This window comes from Gordonia jinhuaensis, from assembly GCF_014639795.1.
GTDB lineage: Bacteria > Actinomycetota > Actinomycetes > Mycobacteriales > Mycobacteriaceae > Gordonia_B > Gordonia_B jinhuaensis.
In genome coordinates this window covers 201,185-220,059 of the sequence record NZ_BMGC01000005.1, presented here as the reverse complement: position 1 = coordinate 220,059, position 18,875 = coordinate 201,185, and the positions used below count along the sequence as shown (strand labels likewise).

10 protein-coding genes and 1 pseudogene are annotated in these 18,875 nt (G+C 68.3%); 8 read left to right on the top strand and 3 right to left on the bottom strand.

All coding sequences use genetic code 11. The features are described from left to right. Positions 1-93 precede the first annotated feature (93 nt). Complete coding sequence (locus IEW22_RS05910; RefSeq protein WP_188585654.1) at positions 94-1,821, bottom strand: DUF885 domain-containing protein; 1,728 nt, start codon at positions 1,819-1,821, stop codon at positions 94-96. Positions 1,822-1,899: 78 nt separating this feature from the next. Continuing rightward, positions 1,900-2,772 (bottom strand): KPN_02809 family neutral zinc metallopeptidase, encoded by an 873-nt coding sequence (ypfJ, locus tag IEW22_RS05905; protein ID WP_188585653.1) that lies wholly within the window; start codon positions 2,770-2,772, stop codon positions 1,900-1,902. 209 nt (positions 2,773-2,981) lie between these two features. Between ypfJ and aspS the strand changes: the two genes are divergently transcribed. The 7 genes and pseudogenes from aspS to IEW22_RS05870 all read left to right on the top strand — a co-directional run bounded on the left by aspS (position 2,982) and on the right by IEW22_RS05870 (position 15,591). Next, positions 2,982-4,799 carry an aspartate--tRNA ligase gene (aspS, locus tag IEW22_RS05900; RefSeq protein WP_188585652.1) on the top strand — a complete coding sequence of 606 codons (1,818 nt, stop codon included), beginning with the start codon at positions 2,982-2,984 and terminating at the stop codon, positions 4,797-4,799. Positions 4,800-5,038: 239 nt separating this feature from the next. Next, a pseudogene (locus IEW22_RS05895) lies at positions 5,039-6,832 on the top strand (transglutaminase family protein); the annotation flags it as partial. A 208-nt stretch (positions 6,833-7,040) separates the two neighbouring features. Next, positions 7,041-8,912, top strand: a complete 1,872-nt coding sequence (locus IEW22_RS05890; protein WP_188585690.1) for a transglutaminase family protein — start codon at positions 7,041-7,043, stop codon at positions 8,910-8,912. Between the two features lie 54 nt (positions 8,913-8,966). Then, positions 8,967-11,717, top strand: coding sequence for a circularly permuted type 2 ATP-grasp protein (locus tag IEW22_RS05885; protein ID WP_229742208.1), 2,751 nt, complete (start codon positions 8,967-8,969; stop codon positions 11,715-11,717). Beyond that, a complete protein-coding gene (locus tag IEW22_RS05880) occupies positions 11,714-12,799 on the top strand; it encodes a transglutaminase family protein (protein WP_188585650.1) in 1,086 nt (361 codons plus the stop codon). Before IEW22_RS05885 ends, IEW22_RS05880 begins: the two co-directional genes overlap by 4 nt. Positions 12,800-12,863: 64 nt before the next feature. Further along, the gene (locus IEW22_RS05875; RefSeq protein ID WP_188585649.1) at positions 12,864-14,117 is read left to right on the top strand and encodes a protein kinase family protein; all 1,254 of its coding nucleotides are present in this window, start codon (positions 12,864-12,866) and stop codon (positions 14,115-14,117) included. Between the two features lie 100 nt (positions 14,118-14,217). Further along, the gene (locus IEW22_RS05870) at positions 14,218-15,591 is read left to right on the top strand and encodes a replication-associated recombination protein A (RefSeq protein ID WP_188585688.1); all 1,374 of its coding nucleotides are present in this window, start codon (positions 14,218-14,220) and stop codon (positions 15,589-15,591) included. 183 nt (positions 15,592-15,774) lie between these two features. Here the strand turns inward: IEW22_RS05870 and IEW22_RS05865 are convergent, their stop codons facing one another. After that, on the bottom strand, positions 15,775-16,002 hold the full coding sequence (locus IEW22_RS05865; protein WP_188585648.1) for a hypothetical protein: 228 nt from the start codon (positions 16,000-16,002) through the stop codon (positions 15,775-15,777). 197 nt (positions 16,003-16,199) lie between these two features. Between IEW22_RS05865 and alaS the strand changes: the two genes are divergently transcribed. After that, the gene (gene alaS, locus IEW22_RS05860) at positions 16,200-18,866 is read left to right on the top strand and encodes an alanine--tRNA ligase (RefSeq protein ID WP_188585647.1); all 2,667 of its coding nucleotides are present in this window, start codon (positions 16,200-16,202) and stop codon (positions 18,864-18,866) included. Positions 18,867-18,875: the final 9 nt, after the last annotated feature.

The window sequence follows — 18,875 nt, the reverse complement described above, 5'->3', positions numbered from 1 at the left end:
TCACGGCGCTCGTCATCGGTCAGAACAATATCCACTGCTCGCGGACCCCGGGTTGCCATTCCCCAGTCTATCAACCGAATGACAATTAATGACTCAGGACACTAGGCTCACCCCGCCCAGCGCCAGCGCGCGGGCGTGGAAGTCCTTGCGCGTGTGGCCGGGGTGGGCGTCCAGATACGCCTGACGCACCTCGCGCCACACCCGCTGGCCGAGTGCGTAGGACGGTGCCTGGCCGGGCCAGCCCAGGTAGCGATCGAGTTCGAAGCGCAGTGTCGAGCGGTTCATCGCGACGTTGTCGGTGAGGAACTGCCAGGCCTTGTCGGCGTCCCAGATGCCACCGCCCACCGACTCGGGGGCGGTGAGCCGGCAGTGCACGCCGATGTCGACGATCACGCGGACCGCACGGAGCCGCTGGGAGTCGAGCATCCCCATCCGGTCGCCCGGGTCGGTGAGGCGGCCGAGTTCATCCATCAGTCGTTCGGCGTAGAGCGCCCAGCCCTCGCCGTGACCGGAGGTGAACGACGCCTGTTTGCGCCAGCGGTTGAGCTCCGGCGAGATCATCGCCGCGCCCAGCTGCAGGTGATGCCCCGGAACACCTTCGTGGAACACCGTGGTGGTCTCCTGCCAGGTGTGGAACTCGTTCTGATCGGAGGGAACCGACCACCACATGCGCCCCGGCCGGGTCAGATCCGCGCTCGGGGCGGTGTAGTAGATGGCGCCGGTGCTCGACGGGGCGAGTCGGCACTCGATGTGGCGGAGTTGTTCGGGGATCACGAATTCGGTGTCCCCGAGGTCGGCGACGGCCAGATCGGCGAGCGATTGCATCCAGTTCACGAATGCGTGCTTGTCGGTCATCGTGTACCGGGCGTCGGCGTCGAGAGCGGCCATCGCCGCGGTCACGTCGTCGCTGCCGGTGACTTCCTTCGCCAGCGTTTTCTGTTCGGCCACAACGGAATCCAGGTGATCCAGGCCCCACGCGTAGGCATCGAGGGGATCGATGTCATCGGACAGATACAACCCGAGTAGCGGGCGGTAGCGATCGATACCCACGGCGTCGTCGACGGCGGCAACCGGCGCGGCCTCGGTACGGAGAGCATGCGCGTACCGGGCGAAGGCCGCCGCCGCGTCGGCATGTGCGGCATCCAACGCCGCCGACAATGACGAGGCGTCGCTGCCGGCATCGGCCAGCGCCCGATCGATGTTGTGTCGCACCGCCGCCGGTGCATCGTCGGCCTGCTCGGCGACCAGATCCACCTGCCTTCGTGCGATCGAGGGGCCGTGGGCGAGCCGATACCGCAGACCCTCGATCGCCGAATCCAGCGACCCCGGAATGGCACGCACGCGGGCGAGCACAGCCGCACGCTCGTCGGCGGTGCCGGTGGCCATCACGTCGAAGACGTCGCGCACGGCCTGCAGCGGCGACTCGATCACGTTGACCTCGCCGACGCTCTCACCCGCCTGCGCGACCGTGATCTGGCGTCCGAGCGCATCGCTCATCGTCGCGACCGTCACGCGGTCGACGTCGTCGGCGATCTGCGCGCGGCTCAGCGCGTCGAGGACCGCCTGGGCGTCTGCGGTCCGGGCGGCGACGGCCTCGGGGGAGAAGTCGGTGAGCAGGTGGTCGTGATCGCCCACGCCGAGGTGGGTGCCGGTGATCGGGTCGGCCGCAGCGATCCGCTCGAGGTAGGCATCGGCGATCTCATCGATCGCCGAGTTACGACTGCCGGGGGTGTCCGATGAGCTGTCGCCGCGGCGGTGTCGGCCCTCGCTGCGTCCGGTGTCGGGATTCGGGTTCTGATCGGGATTCGACGCGGTGCTCATCCCTCCATCGTCACATCGACCGCGCCACCGTCGCATCGACGGGTTCGTCGAGGGGCGGCGCGATGGGAGAACCGGAGGTCAGAGGTTGTTCGTGGAGAACGTGTCACATGCGGCCGGGTCGCCGCCGGCGTAACCGTTCTCGAACCACCGCACGCGTTGCGCCGACGAACCGTGTGTCCAGCCTTCCGAGTTCGGTCCCGACAGTTTGTCGTCGCCGATGGCCTGGGCGGTCTGGATCACCTGGGAGATCTGGTCGGGCGTGATGGGTTCGAGCATGGCGTCAGAACCCTTGTCGGCGTGGTAGGCCCACACGCCGGCATAGCAGTCGGCCTGCAGCTCCAGTCGTACCGATCCCGACTTGGCGCCCTGGGAGCCCATCGAGTCGGCCTTGCGGTTGGTGCCGAGCAGATTCTGCACGTGATGGCCGTATTCGTGGGCGACCACGTATTCCTGCGCGAGAGGGCCGTTGCTGCCACCGAGCTGATCGTGGAGCTCGTCGAAGAAGGACGGATCGAAATAGGCGGTCTGGTCGGCCGGGCAGTAGAACGGACCCATCGCCGACGTCGCCGAACCGCAGCCGTTGGTGTTCACCTGGCCAGAGAAGATGACCGTCTTGGGAGGTGTGTAGCCCTTCACGAGAGTGGGCCACACCTTGTTCAGGCTGTTGGTGGTGGCCACGATGCGGCAGATGGTGTCGCTGTTGGCCTTCTCGATGGTGCAGCTCTGGATGTGGTCCTGGATCTCGGCGTCGTTGCTGCCGTACCCCGACTGGCTCAGGCTCGACCCCGATCCCGATCCGCCCCCCATCAGGTCACCCGGATTGATGCCGAACAGCAGCGCGACCACCGTGATGATCAGGCCGGCACCGCCGCCGATGGCAAGCCGGCCGCCGCCTCCGCCGCCCCCGGACACCCCGGAGCTGTCGAGGCCACCGCTACCCCTGAAGGTCATCACTGCTCCTTGGTCGAGTTCGCCGATGGGGTTCGCCACGGTCAGGTCACCCGGCGACACCCGGACCGGTGACGGATCACACTATGCCGCACTCCGTAGGATGTGCCGTGACCATTCTGTATTGCTGACACGTCGACGTCGGAGAGGTCGCCGACGTGTCGACCATGCCCGCGGGGTAGTTGCACCCCGAGGTGGAGAGGATTTACCCGGTGCTGCGCACGAACTTTGCTGGATCGCTGCGGAAGCAGAACGCTTCCGATGTCGTCACCGTCGCCGGATGGGTGGCGCGGCGGCGAGATCACGGCGGGGTGATCTTCGTCGATCTGCGCGACAGCTCCGGCATCGTGCAGGTGGTCTTCCGCGACGAGAAGGTCGCCGAACAGGCCCACCGACTGCGCTCGGAGTACTGCATCCAGGTGACCGGTGTCGTCGAGGAGCGTCCGGCGGGCAGTGAGAACCCGAACCTGGACTCCGGGGACGTGGAGATCAACGTCACCGACCTGGTGGTGCTCAACGAGTCCGCCCCGCTGCCTTTCCAGCTCGACGAGACCGCCGGGGAGGAGACCCGCCTCAAGTACCGCTACCTCGATCTGCGCCGCGACAAGCCGGCTGCGGCGATCCGGTTGCGGTCGAAGGTCAACGCCGCGGCGCGCGGTGTTCTGGCCGCCCACGACTTCGTCGAGATCGAGACGCCCACCCTCACCCGCTCCACACCCGAGGGTGCCCGTGACTTCCTGGTGCCCGCCCGCCTGCAGCCGGGGACCTTCTACGCGCTGCCCCAGAGCCCGCAGCTGTTCAAGCAGCTGCTGATGGTGGCCGGGATGGAGCGGTACTACCAGATCGCCCGCGCCTACCGAGACGAGGATTTCCGCGCCGATCGCCAGCCCGAGTTCACCCAGCTCGACATCGAGATGAGTTTCGTCGACGAGAACGACGTCATCGCGCTGGCCGAGGAGATCCTGGTGGCCCTGTGGCGTCTGATCGGCGTGGAGATCCCCACTCCGATCCAGCGGATGACCTATGCCGACGCGATGCGCCGATTCGGTTCGGACAAGCCGGATCTGCGGTTCGGGATCGAGCTGGTCGAATGCACCGACTACTTCTCCGACACGCCGTTCCGCGTGTTCAAGGCGCCCTATGTCGGTGCCGTGGTGATGCCCGGCGGCGCCTCTCAGCCCCGGCGCACCCTCGACGCCTGGCAGGAGTGGGCCAAACAGCGTGGCGCCAAGGGGCTGGCCTATGTGCTGGTCGGCGAGGACGGGACGCTCAGCGGCCCGGTCGCCAAGAATCTGTCGGATGCCGAACGTGACGGACTGGCCGACTTCGTGGGCGCCGCGCCCGGCGATTGCGTGTTCTTCGCCGCCGGCCCGGTCAAGGCGAGTCGGGCCCTGCTCGGTGCCGCCCGCGGTGAGATCGCGCAACGGCAGGGATTGATCAAGGACGGTGACTGGGCGTTCACCTGGGTCGTCGACGCGCCGTTGTTCGAGCCGGCCGACGATGCGACCGCCTCGGGCGACGTGGCCGTCGGTGACGGTGCCTGGACCGCCGTGCATCACGCCTTCACCTCGCCCAAGCCCGAGTCACTCGACACCCTCGAGTCCGATCCGGGATCGGCGCTGGCCTATGCCTACGACATCGTCTGCAACGGCAACGAGATCGGCGGTGGCTCGATCCGTATCCATCGCCGCGACATCCAGGAGCGGGTCTTCGCGATCATGGGGATCGACGAGGAGCAGGCGCAGGAGAAGTTCGGCTTCCTGCTCGACGCATTCGCCTACGGCGCACCGCCGCACGGCGGTATCGCCTTCGGCTGGGACCGCGTGACGGCGCTGCTGGCGGGCGAGACCTCCATCCGTGAGGTCATCGCCTTCCCGAAGTCCGGTGGTGGTATCGATCCGCTGACCGAGGCGCCCGCCCCGATCACCGCCGAACAGCGCAAGGAGTCGGGGATCGACGCCAAACCCAAGCCGCGTGGACCCGAGACGCCGGCCGCCGACGCCACGGCGGCGACGTCGACCGAATCCTGAGGACACCCTGACACTCACCGCCGACCGCGCCCGCGTGTCGGCGGTGAGTCGTCTCCGGGGTCGTCTCGCCGCGCACCGGAGCCTGACACGGTCGCCGGACCTCGACGGCCACCGCACGCGCGTCCGGCGGCGCGGTCGGGTCGGATCACAGCCGCCGAGCGGGCGAGTGACGGTGTTCTGTGATGTGATTTTGATCTGCCGCATCCGGCGATTTCCGGGCGAAGTGGAGGGAGTGGTCCGTGACCATCAAGGTGGCAATCGAGCACCGCACCAGTTATGTGTTCGACCGACCTGTCAAGGTCTTCCCGCACGTGCTCCGGTTGCGGCCCGCCCCGCATTCACGCACACCGATCGAGGCCTATTCGCTCACCGTCGACCCGGCCGAGCACTTCCTCAACTGGCAACAGGATGCCTTCGCCAATTATCAAGCGCGGCTGGTGTTTCCCGAGCGGACCACCTCGCTGGGCTTCACGGTGTCGCTGGTCGCCGACCTGACGGCGATCAATCCGTTCGACTTCTTCATCGAGGACTGGGCGGAGAACTACGGATTCGCCTACCCGCCGGAACTGCGCCGCGATCTGGAGGCCTATCTCGAACCGATCGGCGCACCGGACGAACCGCTGGTCTCGGCGTGGGTCGAGCGTCACCGGCCACGCGGCACCATCCGCATCATCGACTACCTCGTGGAGCTCAACCAGTCCATCCGTGAGGACGTCGACTACACCGTGCGCCTGGAGGCCGGTGTGCAGACCCCGCAGGAGACCCTGGCCAAGGCGATCGGGTCGTGTCGTGACTCGGCCTGGCTGCTGGTGTCGATCCTGAGGCGGCTGGGGCTGGCGGCCCGCTTCGTGTCCGGATACCTGGTGCAGCTCACCTCCGATGTGAAGGCACTCGACGGGCCGTCGGGCCCCGACGCAGACTTCACCGACCTGCACGCGTGGACCGAGGTGTACCTGCCCGGCGCAGGGTGGGTGGGTATGGATCCCACGTCGGGCCTGTTCGCCGGCGAGGGACACATCCCGCTGGCCGCCACCCCGCATCCCGCCGCGGCGGCGCCGATCACCGGCGCCACCGAGAAGTGCCACGCGGTGATGGACTTCTCCAACGAGGTGACCCGCTTCCACGAGGACCCTCGGGTCACCCTGCCCTACACCGGCGACCAGTGGGACAAGATCTGCGATCTGGGACGAACGGTCGATGTGCTCATGGCCGAGGGGGATACGCGTCTGACGATGGGCGGCGAACCCACCTTCGTCTCCATCGACAACCAGACCGACCCGGAGTGGACCACCGACGCCGACGGCCCGCACAAGCGTGAGCTGGCGTCGGTGCTCACCGGCCGGCTCAAGAAGGTGTGGGCGCCCTCGGGAGTGATCCGCCGGGGTCAGGGCAAGTGGTATCCGGGCGAGCCGCTCCCGCGCTGGCAGATCGACCTGTTGTGGCGCAAAGACGGGAAAGCGCTGTGGCGCAACGAGGATCTCATCGACGATCCGTGGCGTGACCGCGAGGCAGCCCAGGCCACCATCGACTGGCAGTCGCCGGGCGGACTCGGTCCGGTCGATCCGTCGGCGGCCGTGGCCGCCAAGGAGTTCATCGCCACCATGGCCCGGCGACTGTCGCTGCCCGATTCGCAGGTGATGCCCGCCTACGAGGACCCGCTGCTGCGGCTGGCCGAACTGGTGCGCCTGCCGCCCGGGCAGCCGCCGCTCAAGGAGGCCGCGGCGCTCGAGGCCACCGACAAGGATCTGACCCCCGACGTCGACTCGCCGGATCGCCGCCAGGCACTGCTCGACGAACTCGACTCGTCGGTGTCGACGCCCACGGCATATGTGATGCCGCTGTCGCGGGCGGCCGACGGGGTGTCGTGGGAGAGTGCCCTGTGGACCACCCGACGTGGCCGTCTCGTGCTGACCCCGGGCAATTCGCCTGCGGGACTGCGACTTCCGCTGGACTCGCTGTTCTGGCAGGGTGCACCACAGTTCATCCCGGCCGACCCGACAGCGGTGCACTTCGATCCGCTGCCGCCGCTCGGTGAGCTTCCTGACTTCGCGCCGCCACCGACCGAGGACGACCTGCGTGGCGGCCTCGACGACGAGGCGGACGCGGACCTCGACGAGGTGGCCGACGACCTCGCCGAGGACGACGCATCTGAGGACGACGCATCCGAGGACGACGTATCCGAGGACGACCGTGCGGGCCATCGACGGTGCGGGACTGCTCGACGACTCCACACGCGCAGACATGTTGGGTAGCTCCACGACCGTGGGTCCGTCGATGGAGACGGTCTGGTACACCCCCGAACAGCGTGCGGCGATGGAGGCGGCCGAACGGGCGGCACGGGCGACAGCGCGCAGGAAGGCCGGTGCCGGGGATGCCGACGCTGCGCAGGACGGCGACACGGAAGCGGACGCCGAGACCGATGCTGCCGAGACCGATTCCGCCGATTCCGATGCCGATTCCGGTGCGTCGGCCGATGCCGGATCCTCGACGGCGCACGGTGGTCCGACGGTCGAGGTCTTCGCACCGACCGCACGTCTGGTGAACGGTGTCGCGCGGACCGCACTGGTCGCCGAGCAGCGCGCCGGCGTGCTCTATGTCTTCCTCCCGCCCACCGAACGCGCCGAGGATTTCGTCGAGCTCGTCGCACTGGTCGAGCGGACGGCCGACGAACTGGGCACCCCTGTGGTACTCGAGGGGTATGCGCCCCCGCACGACCCGCGGATCACCTCGATGAGGATCACACCCGACCCTGGCGTGATCGAGGTCAACATCTATCCCACCGCATCGTTCGCCGAACAGTCCGAACAGCTGGAGACGCTCTACGACGAGGCACGCCAATCCCGCCTGGGCACAGAGGCGTTCGATCTCGACGGCAGCCACGGCGGTACCGGTGGCGGCAACCACATCACCCTCGGCGGCGCCAGTCCCGTCGAGTCGCCGATGCTGCGCCGACCCGATCTGCTGGTCTCGATGCTCACCTACTGGCAGCGTCATCCGGCCCTGTCGTACCTGTTCTCCGGAAGGTTCATCGGCACCACTTCACAGGCGCCGCGCGCCGACGAGGGACGTGAGAGTGCGATCTACGAAATGGAGATCGCCTTCGCCGAGATCGACCGCATCGAGAAGGAGATCGGTGCGGGCGCGACCGGCTACCACCTGCCGTGGGTGACCGACCGCGCGCTGCGTCATCTGCTCACCGACATCACCGGCAACACCCACCGCGCCGAGTTCTGCATCGACAAGCTCTACAGCCCCGATTCGGCCACCGGACGGCTGGGCATCCTGGAACTGCGCGGCTTCGAGATGCCACCGCACCACCGCATGGCGATGGTGCAGTCGCTGCTCGTCCGCTCCCTGGTCGCCTGGTTCTGGGATCAGCCCTACCGAGCGCCGCTGTTGCGCTGGGGCGCCGACCTGCACGGCCGACACCTGTTGCCGTACTACGTGATCGCCGACATCGCCGCGGTCGCAGCCGACCTGCGCGAGGCGGGCCTGGACTTCGACACCGCCTGGCTCGACCCGTTCACCGAGTTCCGGTTCCCGCGGCTGGGTACCGTGGCGATCCGCAATGTCGAGATCGAGCTGCGCGGGGCCATCGAACCGTGGAATGTGCTCGGCGAGGAGGCCACCGGTGGGGGCACCGCGCGGTACGTCGACTCGTCGGTCGAACGAGTGCAGGTCCGTGTCCTCGGCGGCACCGACGACCGATATGTGCTCACCTGCAACGGTTTCCCGGTGCCGCTGGTCGCGACCGACCGGCCGGGGGAGACCGTCGCCGGCATCCGGTTCCGTGCCTGGCAGCCGCCGAGCGCACTACACCCGACGATCACCGTCGACACCCCGCTGGTATTCGATCTGATCGACACCCACACCGGCCGCTCGGTGGGCGGGGCGACCTACCATTCGGTGCACCCGGGCGGCCGTGCCTACGACAAGCCACCGGTCAACGCGGTGGAGGCCGAATCGCGACGCAACGGCCGCTTCGAGGCGTCCGGTCACACCGCAGGTCCGGTGGACATCGGACTGTTGCGCGAACACCGTGCCCGTATGGCCGTGGACTCGTCGGTACCGATGATCCTCGACCTGCGGCGGGCACGTACAGTACTGCAGTGACCTGCCGCGCGGCCGCGACGGCCCGTGGCGAGATGTGAGGATCTGTTGACGTCCGTGAGCACCACCGGTGCCGGTGAGGTGTTCGACCGGTATCTCGCGCAACGCAACACGGTGGCCCTCGACGGGCCCGCTCGTGTCGACGAGCTGATGGCCGACGACGGGACCATCCGTGCTGCCTGGGCAGAGTACGTCGGAGACGTGTCGGTGCGCGGCGACGAGGGATTGGCACGCTCTGCGCGGCGGCTGTCGGCGCTGCTGCGCGACGACGGTGTCACCTACAACACGGTGCAGGGCGACACGACGGTCGCGCGCCAGTGGGAGCTGGATTCGGTCCCGCTGGTCATCGACGGCCACGAGTGGGCGGCCCTGGAATCAGGTCTGACCCAGCGTGCCGAACTCCTCGACGCACTGCTGGCCGACATCTACGGCGACCAGGCGACGATCGGCCGGGGGAAGCTGCCGCCGGAGCTGGTGTTCGGTCACCCGGGCTACATCCGCAAGGTCGCGCGTCTCGGGATCGCCGGCCGGTCGCTGTTCCTGCACGCCGCCGACCTCGGGCGTGGACCCGACGGCCGGTTCATGGTCTTCGGCGACAAGACGCAGGCGCCTTCGGGTATCGGCTATGCGATGGCCGACCGCAAACTGATGTCGCGGGCGGTGCCGCGGGTGTTCCAGCACTGCGGCCCGCGGCCCATCACCACTTTTGCCCAGACGTTGCGATTGGCGCTCACCGACTCCGCGCCCAGCGGCGTCAGCACACCGACGGTCGCGGTACTGAGTCCGGGAAGTCTGTCCGAGACCGCCTTCGACCAGGCCTATCTCGCCTCCAACCTCGGCTATCCGCTCGTGGAGGCCGGCGATCTCGTGGTGCGTGACGGAGCGCTCTACATGCGCTCTCTCGGCCGGTTCAAACGCGTCGACGTGCTGCTGCGCCGCGTCGACGCGGCCTACTGCGATCCGCTGGATCTGCGGACCGATTCGCGGCTGGGTGTGGCGGGGCTGGTCGAGGCCATCTCGCGCGGTCAGGTGTCGGTGGTCAACACCCTCGGCAGCGGCGTGCTGGAGAATCCGGCGTTGCACGTCGTGCTCGGCGACCTCGCCCGCGACCTGCTCGATGCCGACCTCATCCTGCCGTCGGTGCCCACGCTGTGGGCGGGCGACGAACTCGCGCGCACCAAGATCACCGCGGAACTCGGCGACCTGCTGATCGACAACTTCCACACCGGCGAACAGCTGATCGGGCCGTTCCTCGGCTCCGACGGCCTCGACGAGCTGCGCAGGCGAATCGAGGCGCAGCCGTGGCAGTGGGTGGCGCGCACCCTGGAGAACTTCTCGCAGGCACCCTCGGTCACCCCGTCGGCCCGCCGTATCGGTGCCGACATCCTGCGCCCGGCGCCCACGTCGCTGCGCACCTTCGCCGTCGCCCACGGCAGTGGCTACTCGCTGATGCCCGGCGGGCTGGGGGCGGTTCTGCTCGACGGGCCGGCCGGGTCCGCGCTGGGCTCGACTGCGTCGAAGGACGTGTGGGTCACCACGATCGAATCCGGCCACCAGTCACGCGTCCCCTCCGGCGAATTGCCTGCCGACGAGGTCGATGCGTTGTCCGATACCCAACGTGCACAAGTACTCTCGGCCGGATCGCTGGCCGGCGCACCGCCGCGCGTGCTGTCGGACATGTTCTGGTTCGGCCGCTACGGCGAACGCGCCGAGTCGACCACCCGCATGCTGTCGGTGGCCCGCGAGCGCTACCACGCGATGCGGTACCGGCCCTGGATGAGCGGCACCGCCGCGGTCGGGGTGTTCCTGCGCGCCGTCGCCGAGACCACCACCACCACCTCGCTTCTCGCCGATGTCGACACCGAGCGGATGCCCGGGCCCGGTGAGACCGACGCCGCGATCGACGCGCTGGTCGCGATGACGGTGGCGCGCCACTACCCGGGCACCGTGGCGCATGCGGTGGATCGGCTGATCGCGGCGGCCCGTGCCGAGCGTGACCAGATGTCGACGAGCACGTGGATGATCCTGGGCTCGATCGAACAGGCGCTGGTCGATCTGGCTCCCGATCCGCGGCAGCGTTCGATCCGGCCGGCGTCGGTGGAGACCGACGGCGAGCCGGTGGTACCGGATCCGCTGGCCGGTCTGCATGCCGACGCCGCTGACACCATCGGTTCCGTCGGCGACGCCGCGGACCCGGGCGCGGATCTGATCGTCGCGCATGCGCGGATCATGCACGGACTGCTCGCGCTGACCGGTGTGCAGGCCGAGTCGATGGTCCACGATCCCGGCTGGCTGATGATGGATGCGGGCAGACGTATCGAACGCGGCATCCTGCTCGCGGGTCTGTCGGCGGCGGTGCTGGTCACCGCGCACGACCCGGAGACCGAGCAGGGGTTGCTGGAGGCCTACCTCATCGCCAACGAGTCCAGCGTGATCTACCGTCGTCGCACCCGCGGGGTGATCCAGCTCGCGGCGGTGCTGACGCTGATGATGTTCGACGAGTCCAATCCGCGGTCGATGATCTTCGCGCTCACGGCGCTGCGACGCGACCTGACCGCGCTGCCCGACGAGATCCGCTCGGCGTCGGCCGAACGTGAGGTCGACGATCTCATCGCCGAGCTGCGCCGAGTCGACACCGCCGATCTGGTGTCGGTCTCCGCCGATGGCCGGCGAGTGGAACTCGCCACCCTGATGACCACGATCAGTGCGGGACTGGTGGCGCTGTCGAGCCTCATCGAACGCACGCGGTTCGCCTCGCCGACGGCGCTGCAGCCGCTGTGGGGCGCCGGGATCGAGGAGCTGCCATGAGCGACGATCACGCGGTGTTCACCGAACCGGGCCCAGTGTCGCGCGCCTATCGCAACGCCGGCGACGCCACCACCCGCCGCTACCGGGTCACCCACACCACGCGCTACACCTACGACGACGTGGTGAGCTCGTCGTATGGCCGGTGCTATCTGACCCCTCGCGACACCGTCGGCCAGCGCGTTCTCGACGACGGCGTCGACATCGCCCCGGAGGCGGCCGACCGATCGAGCGGTGTCGACGCCTACGGCAACCGCGACACCTATTTCCACGTCCGCAGCTCCCACCGCGAGCTGGTGGTCACCGGGCATTCGGTGGTCGACGTGGACCCGCCCCGGCGATCGGATCTGACGAATCCGGGACTGCTGGCACGGTGGGAGTCCGCTCGCGACGACCTCGCGAACGACCCGCGTGCGGTCGAGTTCGCGCTCGACCTCACCCCTCCGGAGATCACGCCGACGGTGTCGGACTACGCCGCCGAGATCTTCGTCCCCGGCATCTCGCTGCTGGAAGCCGTCGGCAACCTCACCTCGCGCATCTACCGCGAGTTCACCTATCGGTCCGGATCCACGGCCATCAGCACCCGCGTGGAGACGGTGATGCGCAGGCGCGAGGGCGTGTGCCAGGACTTCGCGCGGGTGGCCATCGCCTGTCTGCGCTCGCAGGGACTCGCCGCGCGGTACGTGTCGGGCTATCTGGCCACCGACCCGCCGCCGGGCTCCGAGCGGATCGTCGGCGCCGACGCAAGTCATGCGTGGGCAGCGGTGCGCATCCCCGGCGGGGCGTGGCTGGCATTCGACCCGACGAATGACAAACTGGTCGACGAGCGACATGTCACTGTCGCCTGGGGGCGCGACTACGACGACGTGCCGCCGCTGCGCGGCGTGATCTACACCGATGCGGCCAGCAGCAAGATCGATGTGTCGGTGGACGTGGCACCCATCGATCCCACCGGCAACGGTGAGTTCGCCCAGCGCACCGACGAGAACGCTCGATTCGTACAGCTGTCCGGTCAGAAACACGGGGCAGATCGAACCGGAAACGACCCCAACGAGATCGACCACAGTGTCGGTCATCTTCGGTAGGTTTGATCCCGTGGTCCGGCAGTTCGTCGGACCGAGAATTCTGTGAGGGAGTTGTCATCACGCGATGACCGTCATAACCGATCCTCGTGCGTCGAGTGCGGATCGAATGGCTGCGGCGGTACGGATCGCCGAGCGTGTCCTGTCTGCTCGCGCCGGAATCACCGTGACCCTGGCCGACCCGGTTGACCTGGGCGGAAGTGGTCGTACCGAGGTCGTGCGGGTCCGCGCACCCCAGAATCCGATCTCCCAGGACCGCTCCCTGGTGATCAAGGTGCTGCCGTCGTCGGACGATCTGCCGGGGGCGGCCCAGACCCGCGAATCCGCCGCCGGCCGCGCCTACGACGACCTGTCCTTCGCCCGCGAACTGGCCTCCTACAAATACGCCACGGCGCTGCCCATCGCGTCGCGTCCGGGGCCGCATCTGATCGCCTACGACGCCGCCGAACGCGTGATCGTCCTGTCGGATCTGGGTACCGGACGATCGATGACCGACCTGCTCGGCAGCGCTGACCGATCGGCAACCGAACATGCCGTCAGCGCGTGGGGTCAGGCCCTGGGGCGTATGCATGCCGCGACGCTGGGCGGCGAGGGAGACTTCGCCGCGCTGCTGCGGCAGAACAGCGGCCGCGACACCACCGACGTGCTGGCACATCAGGCGCGCTCGGCGGTCGACGTGTGCGGTCAGGTCTTCGACGAATACCTGTCCTCGGCCGCGCCGCAGGTGATCGTCGACCTGCTCGACGAAGCATGTGCACTGTTCACCGACGGCGATCATCGGGCGTTCAGCCCGTCTGACGTCGGCCCGGAGAACATCATGATCAACGCCGACGGCGTGCAGTTCATGGACTACGAGTGGGGCGGTTTCCGCGACCCGTCCCTCGACGTCGCCTACGCACTGGTCACCCTCGGCCCGCACCTGTCCTCGGCGCGCGCGGTCGATCGCGGCAACCTGGAGGCGGCGCTCATCGAGGCCTGGCGGTCGGAGGTGCGCGCGATCTGGCCGGCGCTGCAGCGCGATGCCGAGTTGCACCGCCGCGTGCTCACCGCCCGCGCCATCTGGGTGTGGCTGTCGACGGTGTGGATGCTGCCGGTGGAGACCCCGGGAACCGGTGAATCGGCGACCGACGCGGCCGCGACCGCCGACCAGCTCGCCGAGGAGACGATGTCGCACGGGCTGGCGCTGCACACCACCTCCGCACGACAGGTCGTCGGTCGCTGGCGCGATCTGCGCGAGGCCGCGATCCTGGCCGGTCGCGCGGACGTGGCAGCACACGCCGACGACGTCGCGGGCGCTCTCGAGTCGGCGTGGTTGCGCTGACCCACCGGCGATGATGGCGACCGGTCCGCAGGATCCCGCGGACTCACTGTTCGACATCAGACCCGCCGACACCGACGAGGACTCGCGAGCCGCCGAGGCGATGCGCGCCGAACCGCAGCGCCCCGACGCCCCGCTGGCGGTGCGGATGCGTCCGCGCAGCCTCGACGAGATCGTCGGCCAGGATCACCTGCTGGGAGCCGGGTCGCCGCTGCGGCGGCTCATCGACGGGTCCGGGGTGTCCTCGGTGCTGCTCTACGGTCCGCCGGGAACCGGCAAGACCACGATGGCCTCGCTCATCTCGGCGGCCACCGGGGGCACCTTCGAGGCGTTGTCCGCACTCTCGTCGGGCGTCAAGGAGGTGCGTGCGGTCATCGACACTGCGCGTCGGCGGCTGGCCAACGGCAGACAGACCGTGCTGTTCATCGACGAGATCCACCGCTTCTCCAAGACCCAGCAGGATGCGCTGCTCGACGCGGTCGAGAACCGGATCGTGCTGCTGGTCGCGGCGACCACCGAGAACCCGTCGTTCTCCGTGGTGGCCCCTCTCTTGTCACGGTCGCTGGTACTGCAGCTGCGCTCACTCGGCGACGACTCGATCGTCGAGTTGCTGCGCCGGGCCCTGGCCGACCCGCGCGGGCTCGGTGCGGCTGTCGACATCGACGACGCCGCGATGACGCATCTGGTCGCAGTGGCCGGCGGTGACGCGCGCCGGGCGTTGACCGCGCTGGAGGCCGCCGCCCAGGTGGCCACTGGTCGCCAGACCGCCGGCTCCACGGATTCCGCCGATTCCTCGGGGGGCACAGACGATTCCGACGACACGATCCGGCCTGTGATCATGCTCGCCGACGTCGAGTCGGCGATCGACCGGGCGGCGGTGCGCTACGACCGCGACGGCGACCAGCACTACGACGTCACCAGCGCATTCATCAAGTCGATCCGCGGATCCGATGTCGATGCCGCGCTGCATTACCTGGCTCGGATGATCGTCGCCGGTGAGGATCCGCGCTTCATCGCACGGCGGCTGATGATCCACGCGAGTGAGGACATCGGCATGGCTGATCCGACCGCGCTGCAGACCGCGGTCGCCGCCGCGCATGTGGTCAACATGGTCGGCATGCCCGAGGCCAAACTCGCACTCGCGCAAGCGACTATCCATCTGGCATCGGCCCCGAAGTCGGCGGGGGTGGTGTCGTCGATCGGCGCGGCGATCGCCGACGTCCAGGCGGGGAAGGCGGGCGCCGTGCCCGCACATCTGCGCGACGGTCACTATGCGGGCGCGAAGAAGCTCGGCAACGCGGTGGGCTACCGCTATCCGCATGATGATCCCGACGGTGTTGTGCGGCAACAGTATCCACCCGACGAACTCGTCGGCGTCGACTATTACGAACCGACCGGCCGCGGTGTCGAGCGCGAACTGTCGACCCGGCTACCGAGGCTTCGCGCGATCGTCCGCGGGCTCACCGGTCGCCGCTGACCGCGCGCCTCGCCACAGCACGCCGATCGCAGCGCACATCCACACGGCGTGGCGTGTTCTCGGTTCAGCGGTGCAGGTGTTCAGCGGTGCAGGTGTTCGTCGGGCTGGGTCCATCGTAAGTCCGGTTCATCGCGACTCTGACTCGCCGGAGCATGCCCACCGAGAGCACCCGCAGCGTCATCGTCAGGTCTTGATCGGCGGCCCGGCCACCGACCACATTGCCGACGCCACATCCGGCATCGCGTCGAGAAGGCCGAGGATGTCTCGGCGCACACCGGGCACCCGGCGATGGTTGGCCCTCACGATGCCGCGTTCGGCGGGGGCCACTGCCGCACGCCGGGAACGGAGGAAGTCGCCGAGGGCATCCGCAGCGGTCGGGGAGGCGGTCTCGGAAGCGGTCGAGAAGGACATGACTCCATGGTGCGACGTCGGCCCGGATTGTTCCTGCTCCCGTCGGTGACAGGCTGACCAGTACCGATCGCCGCCGGACACGACCGACGGCGGGGACCGGGCGCAGGGGCGGGTGCGGGTAGGGTTGACGACGTTCTTGAGTTCATCAGGGCGTGCTTTGTCGTGCGCCCACCACGGCGACAGGCAGGCAGGTCACGGTGCAGACGCACGAGATCAGGAAGCGGTTCCTCGACCACTTCATCGCGGCAGGGCATACCGAGGTGCCCAGCGCATCGTTGATCCTCGACGATCCGAATCTGCTGTTCGTGAACGCGGGCATGGTGCCGTTCAAGCCGTACTTCCTCGGCGAGCAGACGCCGCCCTTCTCACGCGCCACCAGCGTGCAGAAGTGTGTCCGCACCCTCGACATCGAGGAGGTGGGCATCACCACCCGTCACAACACGTTCTTCCAGATGGCGGGCAACTTCTCCTTCGGCGACTACTTCAAGCGCGAAGCCATTCACTTCGCCTGGGATCTGCTGACTAAGTCGGTCGACGACGGCGGCTACGGCATCGATCCGCAGAAGTTGTGGCCGACGGTGTACCTCGACGACGACGAGGCCTTCGGGATCTGGCGCGACGAGATCGGCGTGCCCGCCGAACGTATCCAGCGCCGTGGCATGAAGGACAACTACTGGTCGATGGGTGTACCGGGTCCGTGCGGTCCGTGTTCGGAGATCTTCTACGACCGCGGCCCCGATTACGGTCGTGAGGGCGGCCCGGAGGCCGACGAGGACCGCTACATCGAGATCTGGAATCTCGTGTTCATGCAGAATCAGCGCGGCGAGGGCGGTGCCAAGGAGGACTACGAGATCCTCGGGCCGCTGCCCAAGAAGAACATCGACACCGGCATGGGTATCGAACGCGTCGCCTGCCTGCTGCAGAACGTCGACAACGTCTACGAGACAGATCTGCTCAAGCCGGTGATCGACACCGCCGAGCGGCTCACCGGCAAGACCTACGGGGCGCCGAATTCCGCCGACGACGACGTGCGTTTCCGCGTGATCGCCGACCATGCGCGTACCGCCGTGATGCTCATCGCCGACGGCGTGCTGCCCAGCAACGACGGCCGTGGCTATGTGCTGCGTCGTCTGCTGCGCCGGATCGTGCGCTCGGCGCGACTGCTCGGGGCGACCGGACCCACCATGGCTGCCTTCGTCGACAAGGTCATCGAGACCATGTCGCCCAGTTACCCCTATCTCGCCGAGCAGGCCGACGAGATCCGCGCGGTCGCCGTCGGTGAGGAAGACGCCTTCCTCAAGACTCTCTCGGCCGGCTCGAAGTTGTTCGACGACGCGGCAGAGGCGACGAAATCGCGTGGCAGCAGCCAGATCACCGGCTCCGACGCGTTCACACTGCACGACACCTACGGCTTCCCGATCGACCTGACCCTCGAGATGGCGGCAGAGGCCGGGCTCAGTGTCGACCAGGCCGGGTTCACCGAACTCATGGCCGAGCAGCGCTCCCGGGCCAAGGCCGACGCCACCGCACGCAAACACGGTCACGCCGACATGAGCGTCTACCGCGACTTCCTCGACCGCGGCCCCACAGAGTTCACCGGTTACACCGAACTCGCCTCGGAGGCAAAGGTTCTCGGCTTGGTGTCGGCTGGTGAGCGGATCCAGGTCGCCCACCCCGGCGACGAGATCGAGGTGATCCTCGACCGCACACCGCTGTACGCAGAATCGGGTGGCCAGATCGCCGACCGTGGCGTGATCACCAGCGCTGACGGCGTCAAGCTGACGGTGACCGACGTGCAGAAGGTGGGAAAGTCGGTGTGGCGCCACCGCGTTCGGGTCGACGCCGGTGAGGTCTCCGAAGGCGCCGACGTGCTGGCCCAGGTCGACCAGTCGTGGCGTCACGGCGCGACCCAGGGGCATTCGGGAACCCACATGGTGCACGCCGCGCTGCGCGAGGTGCTCGGACCCGGTGCTACGCAGGCGGGTTCACTCAACCGGCCCGGATACCTGCGGTTCGACTTCCATTCCCAGGGCCCGGTGACCGACTCCCAGCGCGCACAGATCGAGCAGATCGCCAACAGCGCCGTCGAGACCAACTATCCCGTGCACACCTTCGAAACCGGGCTCGACGAGGCCAAGGCGATGGGTGCGCTCGCGCTGTTCGGGGAGAACTACGGCGACGTGGTGCGCGTGGTGGAGATCGGTGGACCGTTCTCCATGGAGCTGTGCGGCGGAACGCATGTCGGCTCCTCGGCGCAGATCGGCCCGATCACGATCCTCGGCGAGTCCTCGGTCGGCTCGGGCGTGCGTCGTGTCGAGGCCTATGTGGGTATGGACTCGTTCACGTACCTCTCACGAGAGCGGGCGCTGCTCGCCGGACTGGCGTCATCGCTGAAGGTGCCGTCCGAGCAGGTGCCCGACCGGGTGGAGAATCTGGTCACGCGGCTGCGCGATGCGGAGAAGCAGCTCGAGAAGCTCAAGGCCGAACAGGCCCGCGCGTCGGCGTCGGGGTTGCTGGACTCCGCGGTGCGTGCCGGTGACATCCGGGTGATCGGCGGGCGGGTGGCAGACGGACTCGATGGCGGTGAACTGCGTTCGCTGGCAACCGATTTGCGCGCTCGCGCCGGCGCCGATCCCGCAGTGGTCGCGCTGTTCTCGCAGACCGGTGAGAAGCTGCCCTTCGTGGTCGCGACCAACGAGGCCGCACGTGAGAAGGGCGTGCGGGCAGGCGATCTGGTCAAGGAGGTCGCACCACTGGTCGGCGGTCGCGGTGGCGGCAAACCCGACCTCGCCCAGGGTTCGGGTGTCGACGCGGCCGGTGTCGACACCGCACTCGCGCGAATCGTGACGCTCGCGGGCGAGTGACGGCGGAGC

What these genes read in the sequence shown, in the direction of transcription:
- IEW22_RS05910 (WP_188585654.1), bottom strand. Translation starts at nt 1,821, where the DNA reads ATGAGCACCGCGTCGAATCCCGATCAGAACCCGAATCCCGACACCGGA.
- ypfJ (WP_188585653.1), bottom strand. Translation starts at nt 2,772, where the DNA reads ATGACCTTCAGGGGTAGCGGTGGCCTCGACAGCTCCGGGGTGTCCGGG.
- IEW22_RS05890 (WP_188585690.1), top strand. Translation starts at nt 7,041, where the DNA reads ATGTTGGGTAGCTCCACGACCGTGGGTCCGTCGATGGAGACGGTCTGG.
- IEW22_RS05880 (WP_188585650.1), top strand. Translation starts at nt 11,714, where the DNA reads ATGAGCGACGATCACGCGGTGTTCACCGAACCGGGCCCAGTGTCGCGC.
- IEW22_RS05875 (WP_188585649.1), top strand. Translation starts at nt 12,864, where the DNA reads ATGACCGTCATAACCGATCCTCGTGCGTCGAGTGCGGATCGAATGGCT.
- IEW22_RS05870 (WP_188585688.1), top strand. Translation starts at nt 14,218, where the DNA reads ATGCGCGCCGAACCGCAGCGCCCCGACGCCCCGCTGGCGGTGCGGATG.
- IEW22_RS05865 (WP_188585648.1), bottom strand. Translation starts at nt 16,002, where the DNA reads ATGTCCTTCTCGACCGCTTCCGAGACCGCCTCCCCGACCGCTGCGGAT.